Raw genomic sequence first — 24,091 nt, forward strand, 5'->3', positions numbered from 1 at the left:
CCCAGGGAAGGCTGGCAGTCGATCAGAATGACGTCGTAGTCATCAAGCACGGGGCGCAGCACACGCGCAAGGGCCTGCTCACGCGCCACCTCATTGACCAGTTGGACCTCAGCTGCAGACAGGTCGATATTGGCTGGGACAATGTCCAGGCCGGGCACCGCCGTCTGCATGATGACTGGTTTGATATCTGGGCGAGAAGCCACCAACAGGTTGTAGATGGTCTCGTCCATCTCGTGGGCGTTTACACCCAGGCCGGCGCTGGCCGCACCCTGCGGATCAAAGTCAATGATGAGGACCTTGCGGCCATACTCAGCTAGCGCCGCCCCCAGATTGATGGTGGTGGTGGTCTTGCCGACGCCACCCTTCTGGTTACACATGGCGATGATGCGCGCAGGACCGTGTGCCGTCAGCGGCGCTGGTTCAGGGAAGTCGACAGCCTGTTCAGAGGCAGGTACGTCGATGAGGCCGGGCTGCACAGTGTCTTTCACACGCCCACAGTAACCGAAATTGGCTTGAGAATGCGGTTAGGTGGCAGTGTTTCGTGCGCTTAGGCGATCAGCCGCGAGCACGCGGGTGACTGGTGGCGTACACCTCACGCAGGTGGTCCACGGTGACTTTCGTGTAAATCTGAGTGGTGGTGACAGAGGCATGCCCCAGCATTTCTTGGACCACGCGCACATCAGCGCCACCGGCAAGCAGGTGTGTGGCGAATGAGTGGCGCAGCGTATGTGGGGAGATATGCGTGCCATCGCCGTCCGGCCTGGTCAAGCCCGCGTGAATAGCAGCGCTCTGCAACACCGCCCAAGCCGATTGTCGAGACAACGGGCGCCCCAGAGTATTGAGGAAGACCTCTGGCGCTCCCCTGCCTTTTAGACCCAGCACTGGGCGGCCACGCACCAGGTAGGCCTCCAAAGCATCCCAGGCGTACTGCCCCATGGGCACTATGCGTTCTTTACGGCCTTTGCCGAAGAGCCGGAGGCAGCCGGACTCTCGATCCAAGTCATCCACTGCCAAACTCACGACCTCAGAGATGCGGGCACCGGTGGCGTACAGGACTTCTAGGAGAGCGCGATCGCGCAGGCTCACAGGTGAATCGTCGGGTGCTGCGGCTTCCAAGAGGGCCGTAACTTCCTCGATAGCTAGCGCCTTGGGGAGGCGGCGGCCCACCTGTGGCGGGCGCACCGCTGCAGAAGGGTCGACGGCGGTGGTGCCTTCGGCGAAGAGGAATCGGTGCCAGCCACGTACGGCGGTTATGGCGCGGGAGGCGGAGGAAGCGGCCAGGACGCGACCGCCGTCGGAGCCGGTGCGTAGGGCTTCCAGGAAGGAGGTGACGTCTACCTCCCCGGCCTTGCTGAGGTCTGTGAGTCCACGGGAGCGCAAGTGGTCACAGTAGCGACGTAAGTCTCGCTCGTAGGCGCTCAAAGTGTTCTGGCTGAGCCCGCGTTCAACGCGTAGATGCGCAAGATATCCCCGCAGTGAGCGCTCTAGGGCGTCACCACGGGGATCTGCTGTGGGCCTTTTGGTGCCCGTCTTGGGCTCCGGCTCAGGCAAAGCGGGCCACGAGGCCCAAGCCGACAATGGTGGCTGACCAGATCAGCACCACGCCGATAGTGATGCGGTTGAGGTTGCGCTCAGCCACCCCGGAGGATCCGGCGGAGGAGGAGATGCCGCCGCCGAACATGTCGGACAGGCCACCGCCTTTGCCCTTGTGAAGCAGGATCGTCATGATCAGGAAGAAGCTCGAGAGCACGAGCAGTACCTGCAGAATGATTCGCAGAACGTCCACTGGACGGTTCCTTCCTTGGCTGTTTGGGTGTGGCCGTAGGGAGTGGCCATGACTTCCAGGTGCAGCATATCCACAAAAGGCAGTGGTGCCCGCAACCCTTTAGTGTGACGTTGCGGGCACCACTGCCCATTGCTAGGCCGCATGCGGCCAATTGGCCTGGGTCAGGCGTAGAAGCGGCACATCTCCGCGAAGGAGTCCGCCTTCAGGGAAGCACCGCCAATCAGGGCGCCGTCGATGTCAGCCTGAGCCATGAGTTCCTTGATGTTGCCGGGCTTGGCAGAGCCACCGTAGAGGACACGGGTGGCCTCAGCAGTGGCCTCACCAAAGTCCTCGCGCAGAGCCGCGCGAATGGCTCCACAGACCTCCTGAGCGTCGTCGGCGGTGGCGGTCTCGCCAGTGCCGATGGCCCAGATGGGCTCGTAGGCGATGACGATCTTGGCGGCGTCCTCTGCGGACCAGCCCTTGAGGGCAGCGCGGATCTGGCCGAGGACGAAGTCCACGTGGGTGCCAGCCTTGCGGATCTCCAGGGCCTCGCCACAGCACAGGATCGGGGTCATGCCCGCGTCCAGAGCCTTGCGGGCCTTAGCACCAACCAGTTCGTCGGACTCGCTGTGGTACTCACGGCGCTCGGAGTGGCCCATAACCACGTAGGTGCAGCCGAGCTTGGTGAGCATAGCGGTGGAGATCTCGCCGGTGTAGGCGCCATTGTCGTGAATGGACACGTCCTGGGCGCCGTACTTGATGCCCAGCTCGTCGGCCTCGACGATGGTCTGCACCGTGCGGATGTCGGTGAAGGGCGGAATGACCAAGACCTCACACTTGGAGTAGTCGTGGCCGCGGTCCTTCAATTCCAGGGCTAGGCCCTGAACCAGGTGGTTGGCCTCAAGGTGGTCGAGGTTCATCTTCCAGTTACCCGCCATCAGCGGGGTGCGGTTGCTCATTGTTCAGCCTTCCAGTACAGAGATTCCGGGCAGGACCTTGCCCTCGAGGAGCTCGAGAGAGGCCCCACCACCGGTGGAGATGTGGGAGAAAGTGGACTCGTCAAAGCCCAGGGTGCGCACGGCAGCGGCAGAGTCGCCTCCACCGATTACGGAGAAGGCGGCTGACTCGGAGATGGCCTTGGCGACGGCCTTGGTGCCAGCAGCGAAGGCCTCGAATTCGAAGACACCCATAGGGCCGTTCCACACCACGGTCTTGGAGGTGGCAATAGCCTCGGCGTAGAGGGCGGCGGTCTTCGGGCCGATGTCCAGGCCCATCTGCTCGGCGGGGATGTCGCCTGCGTCAACGGTGGTGGCGGGGGCGTCAGCCTTGAACTCGGGGGCGACGACGACGTCCACCGGCACCAGCAGTTCTACACCGTTGGCCTTGGCGGTCTCCAGGTATCCCTTAACGGTGTCGATCTGGTCCTTCTCCAGCAGGGAGGTGCCGACCTCGTGGCCCTGAGCTGCCAGGAAGGTGAAGGCCATGCCGCCACCGATGAGGAGGCGGTCAGCCTTGCCGAGCAGGTTGGCGATCACGCCGAGCTTGTCTGAGACCTTGGAGCCGCCGAGCACCACGGTGTAGGGGCGCTCGGGGTCCTTGACGGCCTTGGACAGGGATTCGATCTCCTTGCCGACCAGCAGTCCTGCGGCGGCCGGGAGGAGCTTGGCGATGTCGTAAACAGAGGCCTGCTTGCGGTGCACTACGCCAAAGCCGTCGGAGACGAATACGTCAGCCAGGGAGGCCAGTTCCTTGGCGAAGGCCTCACGCTCGGCGTCGTCCTTGCTGGTCTCGGCAGCGTTGAAGCGGACGTTCTCCAGCAGGACGATCTCGCCGGGCTGCATCGCGGCGACGGCAGCCTGGGCGGACGGGCCGACAGTGTCCTCAGCCAGGGTGACCTTGACGCCAGTCACCTCAGCGAGGCGCTTGGAAACCGGGGCCAGGGAGTAGTCAGGGTTGACGGTGCCCTTGGGGCGGCCCAGGTGGGCGGTGATGATGACCTTGGCGCCAGCTTCAAGCAGCTTGCGCAGGGTCGGCAGGGCGGCCTGGATACGGCCGTCGTCGGTGATGTTCTTGTCGGCGTCCAGCGGGACGTTGAAGTCGGAGCGGACCAGGACGCGCTTGTCCTTGAGCTCGCCCAGGGACTCGATGGTCTTCATGAAACCTCTTATCGCTTGTTGGTTGGGTGATTTATGGGGCGGGTTTAGGCCCGCCGTGACGACGACGCCCGCGCACGCCAGATGGTGTGCGCGGGCGTCGTCGTCACTAGCTCATCGCGTGAGCGTCAGCCTTCAGGCTCAGGCCAGCTTGGAGCCGACGAGGACAGACAGGCGGACGAGGCTGTTGGAGTAGCCCCACTCGTTGTCGTACCAGGAGACCACCTTGATCTGGTCGCCCATGACCTTGGTCAGCTGGGAGTCGAAGATGGAGGTGTGCGGGTCGCCGACGATGTCGGTGGAGACCAGCGGCTCCTCGGAGTACTCCAGGACACCCTTGAGCGGGCCCTCAGCGGCAGCCTTCATGGCCGCGTTGATCTCCTCGGCGGTGCAGGCCTTGGCGGGCTTGAAGGTCAGGTCCACGACGGAGCCGGTGGGAACCGGGACGCGCATGGCGTAGCCGTCGAGCTTGCCCTTAAGCTGCGGAAGCACCAGGGAGACCGCCTTGGCGGCACCGGTGGAGGTGGGGACGATGTTCAGCGCGGCGGCGCGGGCGCGACGCAGGTCCTTGTGCGGGGCGTCGTGGATGCGCTGGTCACCGGTGTAGGCGTGCACGGTCACCATGAGGCCGGACTCAATGCCGAAGTTCTCGTCGAGCACCTTGGCGAAGGGGGCCAGGCAGTTGGTGGTGCAGGAAGCGTTGGAGATGATGTTGTGCTTGGCGGGGTCGTAGTCGCCCTCGTTGACGCCCATCACGAAGGTGGCGTCCTCGTTCTTCGCCGGGGCGGAGATGATGACCTTCTTGGCGCCACCGTCAATGTGGGCCTTGGCCTTGGTCGCGTCGGTGAAGAAACCGGTGGACTCGATGACGACGTCAACGCCCAGCTCACCCCAGGGCAGGTTGGCGGGGTCGCGCTCGGCGAGAGCCACGATGCGGTGGCCGTCCACGGTGATGGACTCGTCGTCGTAGGAGACCTCAGCGCCCAGACGGCCCATGATGGAGTCGAACTTCAGGAGGTGGGCGAGGGTCTTGTTGTCGGTCAGGTCGTTTACGGCGACGATCTCGATGTCCGCGCCCTGCTCAAGAGCAGCGCGGAAGAAGTTGCGGCCGATGCGGCCGAAGCCGTTGATACCAACGCGGGTGGTCACTTTGTGTCCTCCTAGTGCGCCGGCAACGGCGCACGATGTTCTTTCTCTTTGCACAACTGGTGTGCCCGGTTCCCGCAGCTAGCCACGGTGTGCCGGCGGCCTGATTCTAGCGTGACGTCGGTCGCCTTGTCGCACTACTGGGACGCCTTTGGCGAACACAGGGCACCCCTTTGGGAACGGCGGCCCATATATGGCGCCCAGTTGCCCGAAGGTCCCAGAAGTGAGTTCACATATCCAGCATGTCCTGGGTCAGCGCGGACTCCGTGTCCGGCACACCCAGCTCATGCGCGCGCTTATCCGCCATGGCCAGTAGGCGGCGGATGCGGCCAGCGACGGCGTCTTTAGTTAGCTGGGGTTCGGAGAGCTGCCCAAGTTCCTCCAGGCTGGCCTCTTTGTGCTCAATGCGGAGCCTGCCCGCCTGCACGAGGTGCGCGGGCACGTCGTCGCCCAAAATCTCAAAGGCACGCTCAACGCGCGCACCCGAGGCAACAGCGGCACGGGCAGAGCGGCGCAGATTGGCGTCGTCGAAATTGGCGAGGCGGTTGGCGGTGCCCCGGACCTCGCGCCGCTCCCGCCGCTGCCCCCAGGCCTCATTGGCTGCGGTGGCGCCCATCTTCTCCAGAATCACGCCAATGGCCTCACCATCGCGCACCACTACGCGGTCTGAGCCCCGGACCTCCTTCGACTTGGCGATCACCTCAAAACGGCGTGCCGCCCCCACAAGCGCCAGTGCTGCCTCACTGCTGGGGCACGTGACCTCCAGGGCAGAGGAACGTCCCGGCTCGGTCAGAGAACCGCGGGCTAGAAAGGCCCCCCGCCAGGCAGCACCCGCACAGCGGCGCCCACCACGGATCACAGACACCGGCATACCCAAAACTGGATAGCCCTTGCCATCCACCATGCCCACCAGGCGCGCCAATTCGCGCCCCCGGTCAGTGACTCGTACCTGGTAGCGAGGCCCCCGGTGCAGGGAACCAGCCTCAACTGAGATGACCTCGGATTCCACGCCGTAAAGCTCTTTTAGGGAAGCCACTAGACGGTTCACACTGGGCGCATGGTCGAGTTCCGCCTCCACCACGATCCGTCGGCCAGAAACCAGGTGCAAGCCGCCCGCAAAGCGCAGGATTGCGGCGACCTCAGCCCGACGCTGCTCGGCGGTGTCCCCGCTTAGCCGGGCTAGCTCGTCCTTGACGGGAGTGGTCAGTGACATGTGGGTCCTCCTGGATCCGAATTGCACGTCAAGTTGGTGCCTTTGGTACGGCCAATTACGCTGTCAGAGCCCTTCACGGGTACCAACATCACCAACAAAGCCATCGAAAGCGTCGCGTAACGCGGCCGCTAGGCGGAGCGGGTCATGGTTGCAAGTCCCCTCCCCGGTGCGCACCTGCCGCAGCACCAGAGTAGCGCCCAGCTGTGCGGCCACGGCGCCTAACTCATCTAGGTTGTCAACCGCTGAAGGGTCCGCGAGCACTACGTCGAGGCGCAAATCTGGGGCGTACTCCGCCAGCACGCGCAGGTGGTCTGCGGCGCTCATGCCATCGGTCTCACCACATTGGGTGGTCAGATTCATGACCACGATTCGGCGAGCATTGGTGCGGGTAAGCGCCTCCCGCATGGCGGGCAGGATCACATGGGGCAGCACCGAGGTGTACCAGGAACCTGGCCCCAGAACCACCCACTCAGCCTCTTCAATGGCCTCCACTGCCAGCGGATGAGCATCGGCGTCCTGAGGCTCCACACAGACCCGTTCCATGCGGCCTCGGGTTTTGGCCACCGCCACTTGGCCGCTCACTCGGCAGGCTGGGCCCGCGACCGGGTCCACGATATCGGCCTCGATAACCAAGGGGGAGGCACTCATGGGAATAACTCGCCCTCGCACACCCAATAGGCGGCCTACCCAGGCCAAGCCCTCCACCTCGTCGTCAAGCAGCTGCCACAGGGCCAAGATCAGCAGATTGCCCAGGGCGTGGTTATCCAGCTCCCCCTGCCCGTGGAAGCGGTGCTGCAGCACGTCACGCCAAGTCAGCCCCCATTCAGAATCATCTGTCAGAGAGGCCAGGGCCATGCGCAGATCACCCGGGGGTAGACAACCGAATTCGCTGCGCAGGCGGCCGGAGGAACCGCCGTCGTCAGCCACAGTCACCACCGCAGTCAGCCGGTGGGTGAGATGCCGCAGCGCCCGCAAGGTGGCAGACAGGCCGTGGCCCCCACCAAGCGCCACTACCTTGGGGCCGTCCTCACCGCGGCGGGGCCAGCCTGCAGAGTCCAGTGTGGTGCTCACTTTGCATCACTCCCGGCCCAGGTCCCGGTGGTTAGTGGTGACGGCGAAGCCCGCTTCACGCAAAATTGCGCTGGTGCGCTCTGCGGAGGCCACTGAGCGGTGTTTTCCCCCGGTGCAGCCAAAGGCGATGGTCACGTGGGATTTGAGCTCACCGACGTAGCTTGGCAACGCCTGAGCCAAGAGCTTGGCGTATCCGTCTACGAAGGCAGCGGCGCCTTCCTGCGCAAAGACGTATTCCGCCACCGGTTTGTCTCGTCCGGTCAAGTGGCGTAGCTCGGAAACCCAGTAAGGGTTAGCGATGAAGCGCACATCCGCCACATGGTCAGCGTCCACAGGAATGCCGTACTTAAAACCAAAACTCATCACATGGATTTTGAGCGCGAGGTCTGACTCGGTGGCCACAAGCTCGCGTACGCGTCGCGCCAAACTGTGCACTGACAGCTGCGTGGTGTCGATAACGTCATCGGCGATGCTGGCCACCGGCGTCATAAGTGTGCGCTCATGCTGGATACCCTCAAGCACAGAGTCTCCGCCTTGAAGCGGATGGGGGCGGCGAGAGGATTCGAAGCGCCGCACTAGTTCCGAGTCAGAGGCATCCATGAAGATCACGCGCAGGTTCACCTGCGACTCGCGCAGCTTGCGCACATAGTTCATGAACTCGGCAAAGAAGGTGCGGCTGCGCACATCCACCACCGCAGCGAGGCGGTGCACGCCCCCACCGACTGTGGTCATCATGCCCGCTAGCGCAGGCAGCAGCTGTGGCGGCAGGTTGTCAACCACGTACCAGTCCAGGTCTTCCAAAGCGTTCGCCGCCCGAGACCGGCCAGCCCCAGACATACCCGTAATAATGATCATCTCCGGGCGTACGGCTGGCGGCACCGGGGGCGTGTTGCGGTCCAGCACCGGGATCTCGATCGGCACAGTGTCCTGTGGGCCGCGAGCTTCCCGTGCCTGATCGCCTGTCTGCTTTTCCTGCATGGTTTAAGCATCGCATGTACAGGTACCGTGGCGACTGTGCCGCACCACCCTTGCGCCACTAGAGGACGCCTCAGACAGGAGCCCACAGATGTGCAGTACCGCCTATCCCGTTCTGCCCAAGCCTGGCGGAAACGCTGACGCTCCCGTGCTCGGCACCGCCTGGACCCCTACGGCCACCAAGGTAGCCATGCTGGGTGCTGGTGAGCTCGGCAAGGAGGTGGTCATTGCACTGACCCGGCTGGGCGTGGAAGTTACAGCAATTGACCGCTACGACGGCGCCCCTGCCCAACAGGTAGCCCACAATGCCCTGACCATCAACATGGCTGACCCGGCTGCACTCCTAGCTGCTATCCATGCAACCGGTGCGCAGTTGATAATCCCCGAGATCGAAGCGATTGCCACGGAAGTCCTTACCGAATTGGAGGCCGAAGGCATCCGGGTAGCTCCCACAGCTAAGGCGGTGCGCCTAACCATGGACCGGGAGGGCATCCGTCGCCTGGCTGCCGAGGAACTTGGCCTGGCCACTAGCCCCTACGTCTTTGCCTCCAGCCTGGAAGAACTGCAAGCAGGAGCCGAGGTGATTGGCTTCCCCTGTGTGGTTAAACCGGTGATGTCGTCTTCCGGCCATGGCCAGTCGGTGGCTCGCTCTGCTGCTGACTTAGCAGGCTGCTGGCGGTATGCCTGTGAGGATGGACGGGTTGACCGCGGCAAGGTAATTGTGGAGGGCTTCGTCAACTTCGACACCGAGATCACGCTGCTAACGGTGCGGCACCGTGACCCGGCAACTGGCCAGACTGTGACTTCCTTCTGTGAACCTATCGGGCACCGGCAGGTTGACGGTGACTACGTGGAGTCCTGGCAACCGCAGCTGCTGCCAAAGGCGGCACTGCAAAGCGCCAAGGAGGTGGCTGGCAAGGTTACTGAGGCCTTAGGCGGTTGGGGCCTTTTTGGCGTGGAGCTGTTCATCTGTGGTGAGGAGGTGCTCTTCTCTGAGGTCTCCCCGCGCCCCCACGACACGGGTCTGGTCACCCTGGCCAGCCAAGGGCTCAGTGAGTTTGAGTTGCACGCCCGGGCCGTGCTGGGCCTGCCTTTGGACACAAGCCTGGTTTCACCGGGCGCCTCCGCCGTCGTGAAGTCTCCGGTGGACAGCGATGCGGGGGCCGGGGTGCGTTTTCATGGGCTGGAGGCTGCGCTCGCGGACCCACAGGTGGATCTGCGTCTCTTCGGTAAGCCGACGGCGCATGTGGGCAGGCGCCTGGGCGTGGCGGTTGCGTCCGGCGACGACGTCGAGGCGGCCCGCCAGAAGGCGCGCACCGCTGCCAGCGCTGTAACCATTACCGCCTGAACTTAAGCAGCTGCTATGGGCTTGACTTTGCGGCTGTAAGCGGCCTTGGAGAGGCCTTTAGATGCTCGTGAATGGTGGCGGCCAAGACGGGGCCGATGCCCTTGACCTGTGCGATCTGTTCAGGGCTGGCCGCGCGTAAGCGCTTGACTGATCCGAACTCCTTGAGCAGGGCCGCCTGCCGGGCGGGACCAAGGCCCGGCACCTCGTCCAGCACCGAACGCGTCATGCCTTTGGAGCGTTTGGCCCGGTGGTGGGTGATGGCAAAGCGGTGGGATTCATCGCGCAGATGTTGCAACAGGTAGAGGGCAGCTGAGCTGCGCGGCAAGATCACAGGAAACTCCTCCCCTGGCACCCACACCTCTTCCAGTCGTTTGGCTAGGCCTACCAGGGGCACGTCGATGCCTAGCTCATCTAATACGGTCCGCGCCGCTCCCACCTGCGGCAGGCCGCCGTCCACAACCACCAAACTGGGGGCGTAGGAAAAGCGTCGGGCCCGGCCGGTGTTCGGGTCAATGGGACCGGAGGCAATCGGCACGCCGTCGCCCTCAGTCCCGATGAGCTCAGCGTCGGCGGCGCTGACCGGCCCGCCTTGCTCAGCGATTAAGCGTTTGAAGCGTCTGGTGAGGACCTCGTGCATGGCAGCGGTGTCGTCTGTGGCGCCTTGGCCGTCACTGCCGCGCACGGTGAAGCGGCGGTACTCGCTTTTGCGGGGGGCACCGTCTTCAAAGACCACCATGGAGCCCACCTGGTAACTGCCCTGGGTGTGGGAGATGTCGTAGCACTCGATCCGCAGCGGTGCTTCAGGCAGATCCAGTGCCTGAGCGATCTCCTCTAGAGCCACGGATCGTTGCGTCAGGTCACCGGCACGGCGGGTCTTATGCAACCGCAGAGCCTCCTCGGCGTTCTTGCGCACGGTCTGGGCCAGGGCAGCCTTGTCTCCCCGTTGGGGCACCCGCAGGGTCACCGCTGCCCCACGCAGGCCACTGAGCCAGGCTATGGTTGCAGCGGCATCCGGTGGCAGGGCAGGCACCAGGATCTCCCTGGGCACGGCGGTGGTGGCCGTGTGGGCGACGTCGTCCACGCTGGTGGGGCCGCTCTCACCGGCGCTGGCTCTGCGTTGTTCCTTGCCGCCCAGGCGCGGGGCGGGGGCGGAAGGTGCCCGATTCCCGACGCCGACGCTGGTGGTGGGGCCTGAGGCTGTGGGCGCAGCCGCCTCATCCTCGGGGGCGATCAGGTCGCCGTAGACCTGCTCTAGGAGCTTGCCTACAAGCTCAGAATCGCTGAGTTCCTCCACCAGGTCCACCACCCAGCCACGCTGCCCACGGATGCGGCCGCCGCGCACGTGGAAGACCTGGACTGCTGCCTCCAGCTCGTCACGGATCAGGGCGAAGACGTCAGCATCGGTGGCGTCGGGTAGCACCACTGCATTGCCTTCGATGACTTTGCGCAGTGCGGCGGCGTCGTCACGTAGGCGCGCCGCCTTCTCAAAGTCCAATGCGGCGGAGGCGGCACGCATCTGCGCCTCTAGCTCCCGCAGGTAAGGGCCGGTACGGCCTGCCATGAAAGCACAGAAGTCCTCAGCCAAAGCCCGGTGGTCTTGAGGGCTGATGCGACCAACACAGGGCGCGGAACAGCGGTCGATGTAGCCAAGCAGGCAGGGGCGGCCAGCGGCTTGAGCGCGGCGCAACACCCCGGCGGAGCAGGTGCGTATGGGGAAGACTCGTTGCAATTGCTCCAAGGTCTCGCGAATGGACCAGACCTGTGGGAAGGGGCCGAAGTAACGGGTGCCGGGGCGGCGAGCGCCGCGCACCACCTGTACACGGGGTAGCTGCTCCCCCATGGTGACGGCCAGGTATGGGTAGGACTTGTCGTCCTTGTACATGACGTTGAAGCGGGGGTTGAACTCCTTGATCCAGGAGTACTCCAGGGAGAGGGATTCGACCTCCGTGGCCACCACGGTCCATTCGACGGCGCAAGCGGTGGTCACCATCTTCTGGGTGCGGGGGTGCAGCGCGGCCAAGTCCTGGAAGTAGTTAGACAGGCGCGCTCGCAGGTTTTTGGCTTTGCCGACGTAGATGACGCGACCCTCGGAGTCCAAGAAGCGGTAGACCCCTGGCGAGGTGGGGATCTCCCCCGGCGCGGGGCGGTATGTCGAGGGATCAGCCATGCCGGAAGCCTAGCGGGCAGCATATGTGTCAGCTCTAGGGTGTGAAGCAGGCCCGGGCGTGGTGCTCCGGGCCTGCGATCGTCTGGGTGGTGGGCGATACTGGGATCGAACCAGTGACCTCTTCCGTGTCAGGGAAGCGCGCTACCGCTGCGCCAATCGCCCGAGGTGGGTACCGGATTCGAACCGGTGTAAACGGCTTTGCAGGCCGGTGCCTAGCCTCTCGGCCAACCCACCAATGAGATGCTGGGGGCTGGGCGGCCTCCCGGCTCCTCGGAGCGGATGACGGGACTCGAACCCGCGACCCTCACCTTGGCAAGGTGATGCTCTACCAACTGAGCCACATCCGCATGTTCACGCTTGGGTTCTGGCGAACCGCTCGGCGCGGGTTGAACATTAGCACCCTTCCACCGAGGCCTGGCAAATGACAGCCCGGTGATTCAGGTCACCGGAGACTCATTTGCTCAGGGCGCTGCCTTCTGACTAACCTTGCGCGTGCACCGGGCGATTGGCTCAGGGGTTAGAGCGCCTCGTTCACACCGAGGAGGTCACTGGTTCGATTCCAGTATCGCCCACCGAATGCAGAAGGTCCCAGGCTCAGATGAGTCTGGGACCTTCGCGTATCAGGCAACTTCGGGACGGCTGTTCAGAGCTGCGTGCCGTCGGGAATGGTACCGGGCGCGCCTGCAGCGCTCAGCTTGGCGTCTCCGGTAGCGACGACGTCGGCCCCAAAGGTCCAGTCCCCCTCAACCGTGAAGGTATGCGCGCCACGAAGGGAAGGCACACCTGCCGGGAAGCGGGCCTCGAAGTCCTTGATCTTCTTGTAGTGCTTGGGGTCGAGCTTCACGGTGCAGGCCTGTTCGGAAACCATCTGCAGGAGCCCGTCCTCATCCACCGCGTATACGTCTGAGCGCACCAGGAGCAGGTCGTTGGTGGTTTTTACGGGCAGGAAGCGACTGCGCGGCACCTCTACCGCCGTGGCTCCCGCAAAGGCCTCCACAGCAGCTCCCATAGCGGTTTCCAGTTGGATGACGGGCGTGGAAGTGGCGTCTGCGGGGTCCACGGTCTTGGTGTTTTTGATAAGCGGCAGGCCAAGAATGCCTTTGCGGGCCGCCAGCGTGTCGCGTAGGACCTGCAGATCGAACCAAAGGTTGTTGGTGTGGAAGAAGGGGTGGCGGAACTGGTCGGTGAAGTAGTGCATCTGGTCCGGCGGCGTTTGAGCGGTGTCGCGCAAAATAATGCGGCCGTCGGCTTTGCGCACGGCTAGATGGCCGCCTTTTACGTCAGCCGGAGTGCGACGGCACATCTCGGGGGCGTAGGGGGCGCCCGAGGCAGCGAACCAGCCGGCGATGCGGGCTGAAGGAGCCGCGCCCAGATTGTCCGAGTTGGAGGTCATGGCGTAGCGGTAGCCGCGTTCCAGCAGGGCTTCCAGAACCCCGGAGGCCACTAGGGCGGTGTAGATATCACCGTGGCCTGGTGGGCACCATTCAAGCTCAGGGTCAGCGGGCCACTCTACTGGGGTAAGGTCGTCGGCGCGGAGTTTGGGCTCGCGGTTTTGCAGGAAGTCCAGGGGCAGGCCGTCCACCTCAATCTCGGGATGTTTGGCCAGGGCGGTTAGGGTGTCCTTCCGAGTGCGGAAGGAGTCCATGAAGATCAGCGGCAGGGTCACGCCGTACTTGGCTCGGGCGGCTTTCACCTGATCCACGAGCAGGTCAAGGAATGATTTGCCGCCGCGCACCGGCAGGAGGGACTTGGCCTGATCCATGCCCATGGAGGTACCCAGGCCCCCATTGAGCTTGATCATGACGGTTTTAGACAGGGCATCACGCGCCTGTTCATCGCTGATCTCAACCTCCTCAATGGAGTCGATCTGAGTCAGCGGCTCGATGGTCTCCTCGGGGATGAGGCCGGTGGCCCCACCCTCAAGCGCCCGGTAGTAGTGGGTGAAGACGTCGATGGCCGCTTCAGCTACTCCTGCCTGACGCATCTTTTGCTGCGCTTGGGACAGCCCGTTCTCGCTCATGGTCGCAGCGTAGCGCCAATCTGAGTGTTTGTGTCACCTCGCGTGCGCTCCTGTTCGATTTGCCGGAGCGCGGCACTAGAAGGGGATTGTGCCTACGCCAACAGCTCCTGGTGGATGGTGGTGTCACCGGTGAGCTCAGGGTGGAAGGAAACTCCAATTGCCTGACCACACTCACGCTTCACGGCGACGCCGACCACACTGCGCTCAGCCTCAGGGCGGCGCGGATCGTGCCAAGTGGAACAGACCTCCACCCCTTTGCCCACGCGACTTACTCGGGGTGCCCGAATAAAGGCGGCACTGACCAGACCATCCCTCCAGGGCAGCTGAGCGGTGGCGGAATCCACCTGCGACCCAAAGGCATTCCGCTCGACGTCGACGTCTAGCACCCCTAGGCGAGACAGCAGAATTAGCCCGGCGCAAGTGCCCAGCACTGGCAGCCGATTGGCAGCCTCCTGCAATGCCTCCGTCAGGTCAAAAGCCTTGAGCAAGCGCGTCAAAGTGGTGGATTCTCCGCCAGGCAAGATCAGTGCTTCCAGGCCAGACAGCTCAGTGCTGCGGCGCACCAGCCGCGCGCGGTGGCCGAGAGACTCGACCATGCGCGCATGCTCAGCTACCCCACCTTGCAGAGCCAGGACCCCTACATTGCGACCGCTTACCATCCGCGCTCTGCCAGGCGGTGCGGGGCAGGCAGGTCGGAGACATTGATACCAACCATGGCCTCACCAAGACCTCGAGAGACCTCGGCAATCACGGCGGGATCGTCGTAGGCAGCGGTGGCGCGAACAATCGCCGCGGCGCGGGCGGCAGGATCACCAGATTTGAAGATGCCCGAGCCCACGAATACGCCGTCGGCTCCCAGCTGCATCATCATGGCAGCATCCGCCGGGGTAGCCACTCCCCCGGCGGTGAAGAGCACGACGGGAAGCTTGCCGGTGCGCGATACTTCCGCCACTAGGTCATAGGGCGCTGAGAGCTCTTTGGCAGCCACGTAGAGTTCCTCCTCGCGCAAACCGCGCAGGCGCCCGATCTCTTCTGTGATGGTGCGAATGTGCCGGGTGGCTTCGGAGACGTCACCTGTGCCGGCCTCACCTTTGGAACGGATCATGGCGGCGCCTTCGGCAATGCGGCGTAGGGCCTCACCCAAGTTGGTGGCGCCGCAGACGAAGGGCACGGTGAAGGGCTGCTTGTTGATGTGGTGCTTGTAGTCGGCTGGGGAGAGGACCTCAGACTCGTCGATGTAGTCCACGCCGAGGTGCTGAAGCACCTGCGCCTCCACGAAGTGCCCGATGCGGGCCTTGGCCATCACCGGGATGGAGACCGCCTCAATGATCCCGGTAATGAGGTCCGGATCAGACATGCGGGCCACGCCGCCCTGCGCCCGGATATCAGCAGGTACGCGCTCCAGGGCCATGACGGCCACAGCGCCAGCCTCTTCAGCGATGCGAGCCTGCTCGGGGGTAACTACGTCCATGATGACGCCGCCCTTGAGCATCTCAGCTAGGCCCCGCTTTACCAGGGGGGAGCCAGTAGCAGTGTCGGCGGGGATCAGGGTATTCGTGTTCTCAGTGGTCATAAGCGGAATGCTGGTACAACGGTGGTCTATCGTCTGGACCAGTTTCTAACTAGTTTCTTGGACCAGTCGCAGAGTCTTTGTGCTTAGGAGGTGCAGCTTGGCGCTAGACCGTCGCCGCCCCCTGCCAGAGCAGGTGGTCTCCATGCTGCGCCGCCGGGTGTTGGCCGGAGAACTCCTGCCAGGCGATCTACTGCCTTCAACTCGCAACCTGGCTGAGGAACTGGGAGTCTCCCGCGGCACGGTGGTCACTGCTTATGAGCAGTTGCAGGGTGAAGGTTTCCTAGTGGCCACGCGTGGTGGCACCCGGGTTGATCCGGCGCTGCCACAGCTACCCCGCCGTCGCCACAGCCAAAAAGCTAGGCGATCCATCACTGAGCCCACAGACTTACGCCCCGGCACCCCCCTGACCGGAGCCTTGACCACCTCACTGTGGCGGGCCTGCTGGCGGGCGGCAGCCGCAGACCCCCACCCTCACCCCACAGCGGGCTCCGAGGAGCTGCGCAGCCTGCTGGCACAACACCTGCGCCAAACCCGGTACGTTGACATCTCCCCCGAGCAGGTGCTGGTAACCGCTGGTGCACGGGACGGGCTGCGGTTAGTGCTTACGGCACTGGGACAAGCCGGGCGAAGGCCGTGCCTGGTGGTGGAGGAACCGGGTTATCCCTCGCTGCGTCAAGTCCCGCGCGCCCTGGGGTGGAAACTCACCCCTTTCTCTCAGGCCCACTATGAGGAGCCAGGCCTTTACGGTGCAGTGTTGGTAACGCCCAACCACCAGTTTCCCTGGGGGCGGCAGGCGCCAGCCGCCGAACGACTCGCCCTACTGACGCAAGCACGATCCTGGGGCGCAATGTTGATTGAGGACGATTACGACGCCGAACTGCGTCGCTCCCCCGCCCCGCTGCTGGCCCTAGACCCCGGCGACCAAGTGGCCTTCTTAGGCTCCTTCGCCAAAATCTTGACGCCGGCGCTCGGACTGGGCTTTGTGGTGGTGCCGGAGCGGATCGCCCCCAAGCTGGCCGAACTGTGCGTTCCGGTATCGGGCCTGGTTCAGGACGCCATGACGCGATTTCTAGCTGCCGACGGCCTGCGCAGGCACCTGGCCCGGACCAGGCGGGAGGATCGCTGGCGGCGGGCACTATTCCAGGAGATATTTCCGCAGGCGGTGCCCATGGAGGGAGGGCTGCACGCGATTATCCCCCTTGAGGATTCACAGCAAGAAAGGCTTGTGCTGGGCCGCTGCCGTAAGGCCGGTCTAGGTGTACAGGGGCTCTCCCACTACTGGTCCGCGCCCGAGTCCGGAGCGCCTTCGGGGCTGGTGGTGGGGCTGGGCTCACGCAGCCGTGAGCGCCTGCGAGCACTCCTGTTAGTACTTAAGAAACAGTTGCCTTAGGTGTGGACGCCAGCACCATCGTCAGCTTCTCTAAACGCTTTGTCCGATAGTGGGGTGGTATGCCCATAACCAGGTGGCGCCCTAGTGCTCTACATTCTGTATAGACAGAGTATTGGAGGCCTCCATGACCTTTCCCCTGGTATCCCCCAGCCGCGTATGCCTGAGCCCAGCCTCAATGAAGTGCTGTGGCGTCTGGAGCGGTTAGAGCGAAAACTTGACTGGATCGCCGCCAATGCGACGGTTCCTCTACAGGGTGCTGAGCCCCGCAGCGCAGAGGCGGAAGGCGCGGCAGATCTTGCAGGCTCGCAGACAAATCCCAAGGCAGCTGAGAGCCTGCCCGCAGACTTGCCGCCCGCCTTTAAGCCGCCCAGTGCACCCTCTGCCCAGGACCAACAGCAGCCAGCGAGCCTCCAGCCCGTTGCTTCCCACCCGGCCCCGTCGCGTCCAGAGGTAGCAGCAAAGCCTGTGGATGCTCCAGCAGGACCTGGGGCTGCCCGAGTGCCTCAGGCTGCCACAGTGCCCGCTATGAACCGGTTTGCTGATCCGTCAACACCGCCTCAAGGTCCGCTGCCTGGCAGCGCCACTCAGGTTGCGACTAGGGCCAGCTCTGAAGGAAATCTGGGCCGATACCTCCTGTCCATTGCCGCCGCCTTACTCGTGGTCTTGTCTGCGGTCAGCCTGATCGCCTTGGTATGGGACCAGATCCCGGATCTGCTCAAAATCGGTGGTTTGGGTGTGCTGGCGGTGCTGCTGGTGGGGCTGGGCGCCTGGCTGGCCAAGGCCAAACCGCGCCAGCAGGTGGCCGCAGCTACCATCACCGGCACCGGTGGGGCCCTTGGCTTTATAGCCATTATTGGTGGGGTGCTGCTGCACGGCGTGATTCCCACCTATCCGGCATTTGCTCTGATGGTCCTGTGGTCTTTCGCCTTGCTGCTGGTCTCCGGCTTTGTGAAGCAGGTTTTCTCTGCCGTTGTCTCCATGGTTGGCGCGATAATCACCATTGGCTTCGCTGCCTGGCATGCCTCTACCAAGCCGGAAAGTGCCCTGGTTGTCTGGACTTTGGTAGCTGTCTATATTGCTTGGCCTAGGCATCATGACGGTTCTGTTGTCGCGCCGTTTCCGGGACCTGCCTTGGGCGGCCTGGTATCCAAGCACTGCGCGTGCGACGACGTCGGCGGCGGTGCTTGCGACGCCGCTCACCACCTTGCTCGATCAGTCGCATACTGCTGGCCTGCTGGTGGCATTGGTGCCGGTGCTGCTTGTCTATGTGCAGACGGTTCTCGACGGTTCACAGTTGTGGAACCGTGGCTGGAAGGCTATTGCAGGTCTGGAATGGGCAGTGACGACGAGCGTCGCCGCAGTGTTCTTCGCCCAAGCGTCTGTCCTCAGGTCTGAACTAGCGAACCTAGGAACGGTCCTAATCGCAGGTGTTCTAGTCCTCCACGCGCTGGCAGTCACCAGTTGTGCGCTTCCGACTTGGCCCCAGGGTTGGTTACAGCGAATTTCTCCAGTTCTGCTGGCTACCACCCTGGTCCTCGACACTTTGGGCCTGCTCAAAGAGCCCCGCCTGGCCGCTTTGGTCGCCATACTCATCGTTCCCGCCACGATCATTTGTGCTCGCCAGGATCATCCTTGGGCCAGTGCGGCCGCTGGAGCCGCAGCGTTTCTCATGGGCAAGGCTATTTTTAGCGAAACGAGCACCCGGGCCTCAGCGCTAGCAGGGGCGGTGATTCTGGTGGCGCTGGCGCTGGTGGCTGAAGGAATGCTGCCCGCAGTTGCTCCGCGCAGTGTGGGGAAGGCCAGCCGCGCTGACGGTCCTCCAGCCGGGCCCAATTCCCAAGGTAAAACGCCCTACGGCAGGCCGATGCCGGAACCCAACGGGCAGTCTGCTGATCCGTTCTTGGCAAGGCCACAAACGCGAGATAGCGCTGCTGCGAAGAACCGTGAGGCTTGGCTGCAAGCAGCCAAGTACCTGATTGCACTGGCGCTGGTGACTGTGGTGCCCTTGCTCTTTGTAGGAGTGCTGCGGCTCAGCTTGCGCAATCAGCTGCTCTGCACTGCGGCGCTGGCCTCTGTGCTTCTCCTAGCCTTGGTCTACCTGGGATTGTTTAGTTCACACAGCACCCCGCTAGGGCTGCTGCAGTTGCGTTTCCGCGGTGAGCTTCCTGGCACAGGCACACCCGCCCAACGGGATGGTATCCACCCGCGCCCAGGCAGGGTTGAGCCCCCCGCCTGCTGCAGGACCCTGCCTTCAGGCTGAGGTCTTCAAGAGCAAAGGCTTAAGGAAGGCTCCAGTGTGGGAGGCGGCGTGCCCTGCCACCTGCTCCGGGGTGCCAGTGGCCACCACGGTGCCACCGCCTTTGCCACCCTCTGGGCCCATATCCACCACCCAGTCGGCGTTAGCAATCACGTCCAGGTTGTGTTCGATCACGATCACCGTGTTGCCCTTGTCCACCAGACCCTGCAGCACTTGGAGGAGCTTGCGGATGTCTTCAAAGTGCAGGCCGGTTGTCGGCTCGTCCAGCACGTAGACGGTGCGGCCAGTGGAGCGGCGCTGCAGCTCGGTAGCCAGCTTGACACGCTGCGCCTCGCCACCGGAAAGAGTGGTGGCGGGTTGTCCTAAGCGCACATAACCAAGCCCCACCTCTACCAGGGTGTTTAGGTGCCGCGCGATAATCGGGGTAGCCGAGAAAAATTCGGCTGCCTGCGCGATGGTCAAGTCCAGGACATCTGCGACGGTTTTGTCTTTGTAGCGAATCTCCAGGGTCTCGCGGTTATAACGGGCGCCCTGGCAAACCTCACAGGGGACGTAAACGTCCGGCAGGAAGTTCATCTCAATCTTGAGCGTGCCGTCACCCTTGCAGGACTCACAACGTCCTCCCTTGACATTAAAGGAGAAACGCCCAGGACCGTAACCGCGCACCTTGGACTCGGGCACGGCCGCAAAGATCTTGCGAATATGGTCCCAAACGCCCGTGTAAGTAGCCGGGTTGGAGCGCGGGGTGCGGCCAATGGGCGACTGGTCCACATGCACCACCTTGTCCAAATGCTCCAAGCCCTTAACGGTCTTGTGGCGGCCTGGCACCCCACGGGCACCGTTCAGGCGGTTAGCAAGTACCTGGTAGAGGATCGCGTTGACCAATGAAGACTTCCCGGAACCAGACACGCCGGTAACCGCAGTAAAAAGGCCTAGTGGAAAGGAAACGGTGACGTTCTGGAGGTTGTTCTCCCGCGCCCCCACCACGGTAACCTCGCGCCCCTTCTCGCGACGGCGTCGCTCAGTGGGCACCGTAATCTCGCGACGACCTGCCAGGTAATCACCGGTGCAGGAGCGCTCGCACTCCAGCAGCCCAGCCAGTTCACCGGAGTAAACAATCTCTCCGCCCTTCTCCCCCGCCCCAGGGCCAATATCCACCAGCCAATCAGCGGCACGCAGGGTGTCCTCATCGTGCTCCACAACGATCAGCGTGTTACCCAAGTCGCGGAGCTTCACCAGGGTCTCGATTAGGCGAGCATTGTCCCGCTGGTGCAGGCCAATACTGGGCTCATCCAGCACGTAGAGCACACCCACCAGGCCCGAACCAATCTGAGTGGCCAAGCGGATGCGCTGCGCCTCCCCACCGGAAAGAGTGCCGGCAGCCCGGGACAGACTCAGATAGTCCAAGCCCACGTCCACCAGGAAGCCCAGGCGGGTGTTGATTTCGGTAAGCACAGATCCGGCGATCTGTGCCGCTTGGCCGGTCAGTCGCAGGTCACGCAGGAAATCGTGGGCCTCAATGATGGACAGCTCGCATAGCGCAGCGATGGAGATATCTCCTACGCGCACCGCCAGTACCTCGGGCTTAAGGCGAGCACCGGAGCACTCCGGGCAGGGCACCTCCCGCATATATGCCTGGTAGCGCTCCTTAGACCACTCGGACTCGGTCTCGTCGTGTTTGCGCAGGACGTAGTCCAGCACGCCTTCAAAGCCTGAGGAGTAAACGCGTTCGCGGCCCCAGCGGTTGCGGTACTTGACCTTCACCTCATAGTCCTTGCCACGCAAGATCGCCTCTTTGGCGCGCTCGGGCAGGGCCCGCCAGGGTGAGTCCACGCTGAAGCCAAGCTCTTCTCCAAGAGCCTTAAGTTGGCGCGTGAAGTAGTCCTGGTGACTAGCCCAAGGGGCGATCGCCCCCTCAGCCAGGCTGAGCTCTTCGTCTGGGACAACCAGCTCGGGGTCCACTTCCAGGCGGGAGCCCAAGCCGGTGCAGCTGGGGCAGGCACCGTAGGGGGCGTTGAAAGAGAAGGTACGCGGCTCCATCTCGTCCAGCTGCAGGGGATGCTGGTTGGGGCAGGCGCGTTTCTCGGAGAAGCGGGTCTCGCGTTCAGGATCCTCCGGGTCTCGATCCACTTGATCCACGATGAGCAGGCCATCTGCCAGCCCCAAGGCGGTCTCTACGGAGTCGGTGAGACGCTGGCGCATGCCTTCGCGGACCACTAGGCGATCCACCACCACCTCAATATTGTGCTTGAGTTTCTTCTCCAAGGTGGGAGGTGCGTCCAGGCGGGCATTCTCTCCATCCACGCGCACGCGAGTGAAGCCACGGCCTCGCAGCTCCTCAAATAACTCCGAGTACTCGCCTTTGCGACCACGTACCACCGGTGCGAGTACCTGGAAACGGGTGCCCTCGGGCAGTTCCCGGACGCGGTCCACGATCTGCTGGGGCGTCTGGGAGGCGATCACCTCGTCGCAGACGGGGCAGTGCTGCACTCCAGCACGTGCGTAAAGGAGGCGGAGGTAGTCGTAGACCTCCGTGATGGTGCCAACCGTGGAGCGGGGGTTGCGGGAGGTGGACTTCTGGTCAATCGAGACTGCTGGGGACAGCCCTTCGATGAAGTCAACATCAGGCTTGTCCATCTGCCCCAGGAATTGACGGGCGTAGGAAGACAGGGATTCGACGTAGCGCCGCTGGCCCTCCGCAAAAATCGTGTCGAAGGCCAGGGAGGACTTGCCGGAGCCGGAAAGGCCGGAGAAGACGATCATCTTTCCGCGCGGGAGGTCTAAGTCCACGCCTTTGAGGTTGTGTTCGCGTGCGCCACGGATGATGAGTGAGTCGTTCACCTGTCCGAGTCTAGGCGGCATACTTAAGCCTTCAAACAGGTGTTCGACAGGTGGCGGGGAGGTCTTCGCCACTCCCCTCACTTCAGCACAACAGCCATGCTCCAGATCGCCGACGGCGTCGTTCCGGCACGGGGTCAAGCGCAGATGGATACGCTGGCACTATGAGCAAGATCTTTGCGGTGGAGTACCGCTACGTGACCGATCAGGACGAGGCAATGGCCGAGGTGCGCCCCAGTCACCGGGCCTTCAACGGAGAGTTAGCCAAGCAGGACAAACTGCTTGCCGCAGGCCCTTACGTAGGCACCCACGACGCGCTCATCGTGGTGCGCGCTGAGGACGCCGCTGATGCGCTGGCTTTGCTAGAGGAAGACCCCTTCAACCAGGCTGGTTTCATCGCTGAGCGCCTCCCGCGCGAGTGGAATCCGGTGATTGGTGTGCTCGCCTGAGCCCAGCCGCTAGCGCGCGCAGCACCGTCACACTTAGTAACGCGGGTGGGGCCTGGTCGCAGACAAGCGGCCAGGCCCCACCCGTGTGCTGTGCGCTTCAGACTTCCTCAGGCACCATGGAGATTGAGCCGCAGGGGCACTCCTCCACACAGACCCCACAACCCTTGCAGTAGTCGTACTTAAACTCGTACTCCGTGGGCCGGATCTTAGTGATGGCATTGTCTGGGCAGACGCCAAAGCAGTTGTCGCAGCCAAAGCAGTTGCCGCAGCTCATACAGCGGCGCGCTTCAAAGACGGCGGAGGCCTCGTCTAGGCCCAGCACCACCTCGTCAAAGTTGGAGGCGCGGCGCACGCCTTCCAGCTTCTTGCGGACCTGTTGGGGCGCGTCGGCGTAGTACCAGGGAGTCATCCGGTCAAAGGTAGCGTCCCCTGGCTTGGGGGCGGGGGTGTAGGTGGTGCCACGCAGGTAAGCGTCGATGTAGCGGGAGGCCTTCTTACCGTGGCCGATTGCTACCGTGACGGTGCGTTCCGAGGGCACCATGTCACCGCCAGCGAAGACGCCTTGCAGGCTGGTCATCATCTGGTCATTGACTTTGACGACGCCGTCGTCGATCTCGATGCCCTGGGCATTTTCAATTAGCGACAGGTCTGCTTCCTGGCCCAGGGCCATGATCAGCGAGTCCGCACCGAGTTCTTCAAACTCACCGGTGGGCTGCGGGAAGCCGTTTTCATCCAGCTCCATTTTTTCGATGGTGAGTGACTCACCATCCACGTGCTTCACGGTGGACAACCAGCGCATCATGATGCCTTCCTCTTCAGCCTCTAGGACCTCGGAGTCGTGGGCAGGCATGCGGTCGCGAGTGCGGCGGTAAACGATGACGGCTTCTTCCGCGCCCAGGCGCTTAGCGGTGCGGGCCATGTCAATGGCGGTGTTGCCGCCGCCATAGACGACGACGCGTCGTCCCAGCAGCGGCTGGTCTCCAGACTCGACATTCGCCAGCACAGAGACCGCGTCCATGACCTTGGCTGTCGCTGCCGCTGGGATATAGGCACGGCGGCCGATATGCGCTCCAACTGCTAGGAAGATTGCATCCCAGGAGTCGACCTCAGTCTCCACGTTCTCCACTTTGGTGTTGAACTCGAAGGTGACGCCCAGGTCCTGGATGCGCTGGACTTCAGCGTCCAAAATATTGCGAGGCAGGCGGTAGGAGGGAATGCCAAAACGCATCATGCCGCCCCACATCGGGCCAGCTTCCTTCACGTGTACGGTGTGCCCAGCTAGACGCAGGTGATAGGCGGCGGAGAGGCCAGATGGTCCAGCCCCGACGATAAGCACACGCTTGCCGGACTCAGGGGCCGTCTGCGCTACGCGCCAGCCTTCAGCGAGGGCCTTGTCCCCCAGGAAACGCTCGATGGCGTTGATGCCCACAGCCTCATCCACCTGCACGCGATTGCAGGCAGTCTCACAGGGGTGGTAGCAGACCCGCCCCATAGTGGCGGGCAGCGGATTGTCCTGCATGATCTGACGCCAAGCGGATTCATAGTCACCCTCTTCCGCGTGGAACAGCCACTGCTGGATATTCTCTCCAGAAGGACAGGCTTTGTTGCACGGTGGCAGGAGATCCACGTAAACGGGGCGTTCAGAACGCCAAGAGCCGGTCTCATTCGCCAAGGAGGAGCCAATGTTAAGGGTGATGGCGAAGGGCTGCTTTGGGTTGCTCAT

The 24,091-nt window shown here is 63.4% G+C and carries 20 protein-coding genes and 4 tRNA genes; 6 read left to right on the top strand and 18 right to left on the bottom strand.

What is annotated here, in order from left to right; genetic code table 11:
* From DR039_RS00005 to rapZ, 9 genes are all read right to left on the bottom strand, one after another.
* Positions 1–488 (bottom strand): ParA family protein (locus DR039_RS00005; RefSeq protein ID WP_146742214.1); only part of this gene is annotated, 488 nt, incomplete at its 3' end.
* A gap of 67 nt (positions 489–555) precedes the next feature.
* Complete coding sequence (gene xerD / locus DR039_RS00010; RefSeq protein WP_111835961.1) at positions 556–1,476, bottom strand: site-specific tyrosine recombinase XerD; 921 nt, start codon at positions 1,474–1,476, stop codon at positions 556–558.
* Between the two features lie 67 nt (positions 1,477–1,543).
* Complete coding sequence (secG, locus tag DR039_RS00015) at positions 1,544–1,786, bottom strand: preprotein translocase subunit SecG (RefSeq protein ID WP_111835378.1); 243 nt, start codon at positions 1,784–1,786, stop codon at positions 1,544–1,546.
* A gap of 161 nt (positions 1,787–1,947) precedes the next feature.
* Positions 1,948–2,727, bottom strand: coding sequence for a triose-phosphate isomerase (gene tpiA, locus DR039_RS00020; RefSeq protein WP_111835379.1), 780 nt, complete (start codon positions 2,725–2,727; stop codon positions 1,948–1,950).
* 3 nt (positions 2,728–2,730) lie between these two features.
* The gene (locus DR039_RS00025) at positions 2,731–3,924 is read right to left on the bottom strand and encodes a phosphoglycerate kinase (RefSeq protein WP_111835380.1); all 1,194 of its coding nucleotides are present in this window, start codon (positions 3,922–3,924) and stop codon (positions 2,731–2,733) included.
* A 138-nt stretch (positions 3,925–4,062) separates the two neighbouring features.
* Positions 4,063–5,070 carry a type I glyceraldehyde-3-phosphate dehydrogenase gene (gap, locus tag DR039_RS00030; RefSeq protein ID WP_111835381.1) on the bottom strand — a complete coding sequence of 336 codons (1,008 nt, stop codon included), beginning with the start codon at positions 5,068–5,070 and terminating at the stop codon, positions 4,063–4,065.
* Between the two features lie 226 nt (positions 5,071–5,296).
* The gene (gene whiA, locus DR039_RS00035; RefSeq protein WP_111835382.1) at positions 5,297–6,280 is read right to left on the bottom strand and encodes a DNA-binding protein WhiA; all 984 of its coding nucleotides are present in this window, start codon (positions 6,278–6,280) and stop codon (positions 5,297–5,299) included.
* A 63-nt stretch (positions 6,281–6,343) separates the two neighbouring features.
* A complete protein-coding gene (locus tag DR039_RS00040; protein WP_111835383.1) occupies positions 6,344–7,351 on the bottom strand; it encodes a gluconeogenesis factor YvcK family protein in 1,008 nt (335 codons plus the stop codon).
* Positions 7,352–7,357: 6 nt separating this feature from the next.
* Complete coding sequence (rapZ, locus tag DR039_RS00045; protein WP_111835384.1) at positions 7,358–8,329, bottom strand: RNase adapter RapZ; 972 nt, start codon at positions 8,327–8,329, stop codon at positions 7,358–7,360.
* An 88-nt stretch (positions 8,330–8,417) separates the two neighbouring features.
* On the opposite strand from rapZ, the gene purT reads away from it, so the two are divergent.
* On the top strand, positions 8,418–9,674 hold the full coding sequence (gene purT / locus DR039_RS00050; RefSeq protein WP_111835385.1) for a formate-dependent phosphoribosylglycinamide formyltransferase: 1,257 nt from the start codon (positions 8,418–8,420) through the stop codon (positions 9,672–9,674).
* A 13-nt stretch (positions 9,675–9,687) separates the two neighbouring features.
* On the opposite strand, the gene uvrC is transcribed toward purT, so the two are convergent.
* The 4 genes from uvrC to DR039_RS00070 form a co-directional block, all read right to left on the bottom strand.
* The gene (uvrC, locus tag DR039_RS00055) at positions 9,688–11,841 is read right to left on the bottom strand and encodes an excinuclease ABC subunit UvrC (protein WP_111835386.1); all 2,154 of its coding nucleotides are present in this window, start codon (positions 11,839–11,841) and stop codon (positions 9,688–9,690) included.
* Positions 11,842–11,928: 87 nt separating this feature from the next.
* Positions 11,929–12,003, bottom strand: a tRNA-Val gene (locus DR039_RS00060).
* A 1-nt stretch (position 12,004) separates the two neighbouring features.
* Positions 12,005–12,075 (bottom strand) — tRNA-Cys (locus DR039_RS00065).
* Positions 12,076–12,115: 40 nt separating this feature from the next.
* Positions 12,116–12,188: transfer RNA gene (locus tag DR039_RS00070), tRNA-Gly, on the bottom strand.
* A gap of 152 nt (positions 12,189–12,340) precedes the next feature.
* Between DR039_RS00070 and DR039_RS00075 the strand changes: the two genes are divergently transcribed.
* A tRNA-Val gene (locus DR039_RS00075) sits at positions 12,341–12,413 on the top strand.
* Between the two features lie 71 nt (positions 12,414–12,484).
* Here the strand turns inward: DR039_RS00075 and DR039_RS00080 are convergent.
* The 3 genes from DR039_RS00080 to pdxS all read right to left on the bottom strand — a co-directional run bounded on the left by DR039_RS00080 (position 12,485) and on the right by pdxS (position 15,434).
* Positions 12,485–13,861, bottom strand: coding sequence for a UTP--glucose-1-phosphate uridylyltransferase (locus tag DR039_RS00080; RefSeq protein ID WP_111835387.1), 1,377 nt, complete (start codon positions 13,859–13,861; stop codon positions 12,485–12,487).
* Positions 13,862–13,953: 92 nt separating this feature from the next.
* A complete protein-coding gene (gene pdxT / locus DR039_RS00085; RefSeq protein WP_111835388.1) occupies positions 13,954–14,520 on the bottom strand; it encodes a pyridoxal 5'-phosphate synthase glutaminase subunit PdxT in 567 nt (188 codons plus the stop codon).
* Positions 14,514–15,434 carry a pyridoxal 5'-phosphate synthase lyase subunit PdxS gene (gene pdxS / locus DR039_RS00090; protein ID WP_111835389.1) on the bottom strand — a complete coding sequence of 307 codons (921 nt, stop codon included), beginning with the start codon at positions 15,432–15,434 and terminating at the stop codon, positions 14,514–14,516. The genes pdxT and pdxS overlap by 7 nt, the downstream gene beginning before the upstream one ends.
* Before the next feature lie 97 nt (positions 15,435–15,531).
* Here pdxS and pdxR point away from each other — a divergent pair, with 97 nt between their 5' ends.
* The 3 genes from pdxR to DR039_RS11015 all read left to right on the top strand — a co-directional run bounded on the left by pdxR (position 15,532) and on the right by DR039_RS11015 (position 19,084).
* Positions 15,532–16,824 carry a MocR-like pyridoxine biosynthesis transcription factor PdxR gene (gene pdxR, locus DR039_RS00095; RefSeq protein ID WP_229116710.1) on the top strand — a complete coding sequence of 431 codons (1,293 nt, stop codon included), beginning with the start codon at positions 15,532–15,534 and terminating at the stop codon, positions 16,822–16,824.
* 156 nt (positions 16,825–16,980) lie between these two features.
* Positions 16,981–18,219, top strand: coding sequence for a DUF2339 domain-containing protein (locus DR039_RS00100; RefSeq protein WP_111835390.1), 1,239 nt, complete (start codon positions 16,981–16,983; stop codon positions 18,217–18,219).
* Complete coding sequence (locus tag DR039_RS11015; protein ID WP_126622258.1) at positions 18,164–19,084, top strand: hypothetical protein; 921 nt, start codon at positions 18,164–18,166, stop codon at positions 19,082–19,084. The genes DR039_RS00100 and DR039_RS11015 overlap by 56 nt, the downstream gene beginning before the upstream one ends.
* On the opposite strand, the gene uvrA is transcribed toward DR039_RS11015, so the two are convergent.
* On the bottom strand, positions 19,076–21,922 hold the full coding sequence (gene uvrA, locus DR039_RS00110; RefSeq protein ID WP_111835392.1) for an excinuclease ABC subunit UvrA: 2,847 nt from the start codon (positions 21,920–21,922) through the stop codon (positions 19,076–19,078). The two genes, DR039_RS11015 and uvrA, sit on opposite strands and share 9 nt — an antisense overlap.
* 161 nt (positions 21,923–22,083) lie before the next feature.
* Here uvrA and DR039_RS00115 point away from each other — a divergent pair, with 161 nt between their 5' ends.
* A complete protein-coding gene (locus DR039_RS00115) occupies positions 22,084–22,368 on the top strand; it encodes a YciI family protein (protein WP_111835393.1) in 285 nt (94 codons plus the stop codon).
* Positions 22,369–22,465: 97 nt separating this feature from the next.
* On the opposite strand, the gene DR039_RS00120 is transcribed toward DR039_RS00115, so the two are convergent.
* Entirely contained in the window at positions 22,466–24,091 is a 1,626-nt protein-coding gene (locus DR039_RS00120) for an NAD(P)-binding protein (RefSeq protein WP_111835394.1), read from the bottom strand.

The organism is Actinomyces bovis (assembly GCF_900444995.1).
Taxonomy (GTDB): Bacteria; Actinomycetota; Actinomycetes; order Actinomycetales; family Actinomycetaceae; genus Actinomyces; species Actinomyces bovis.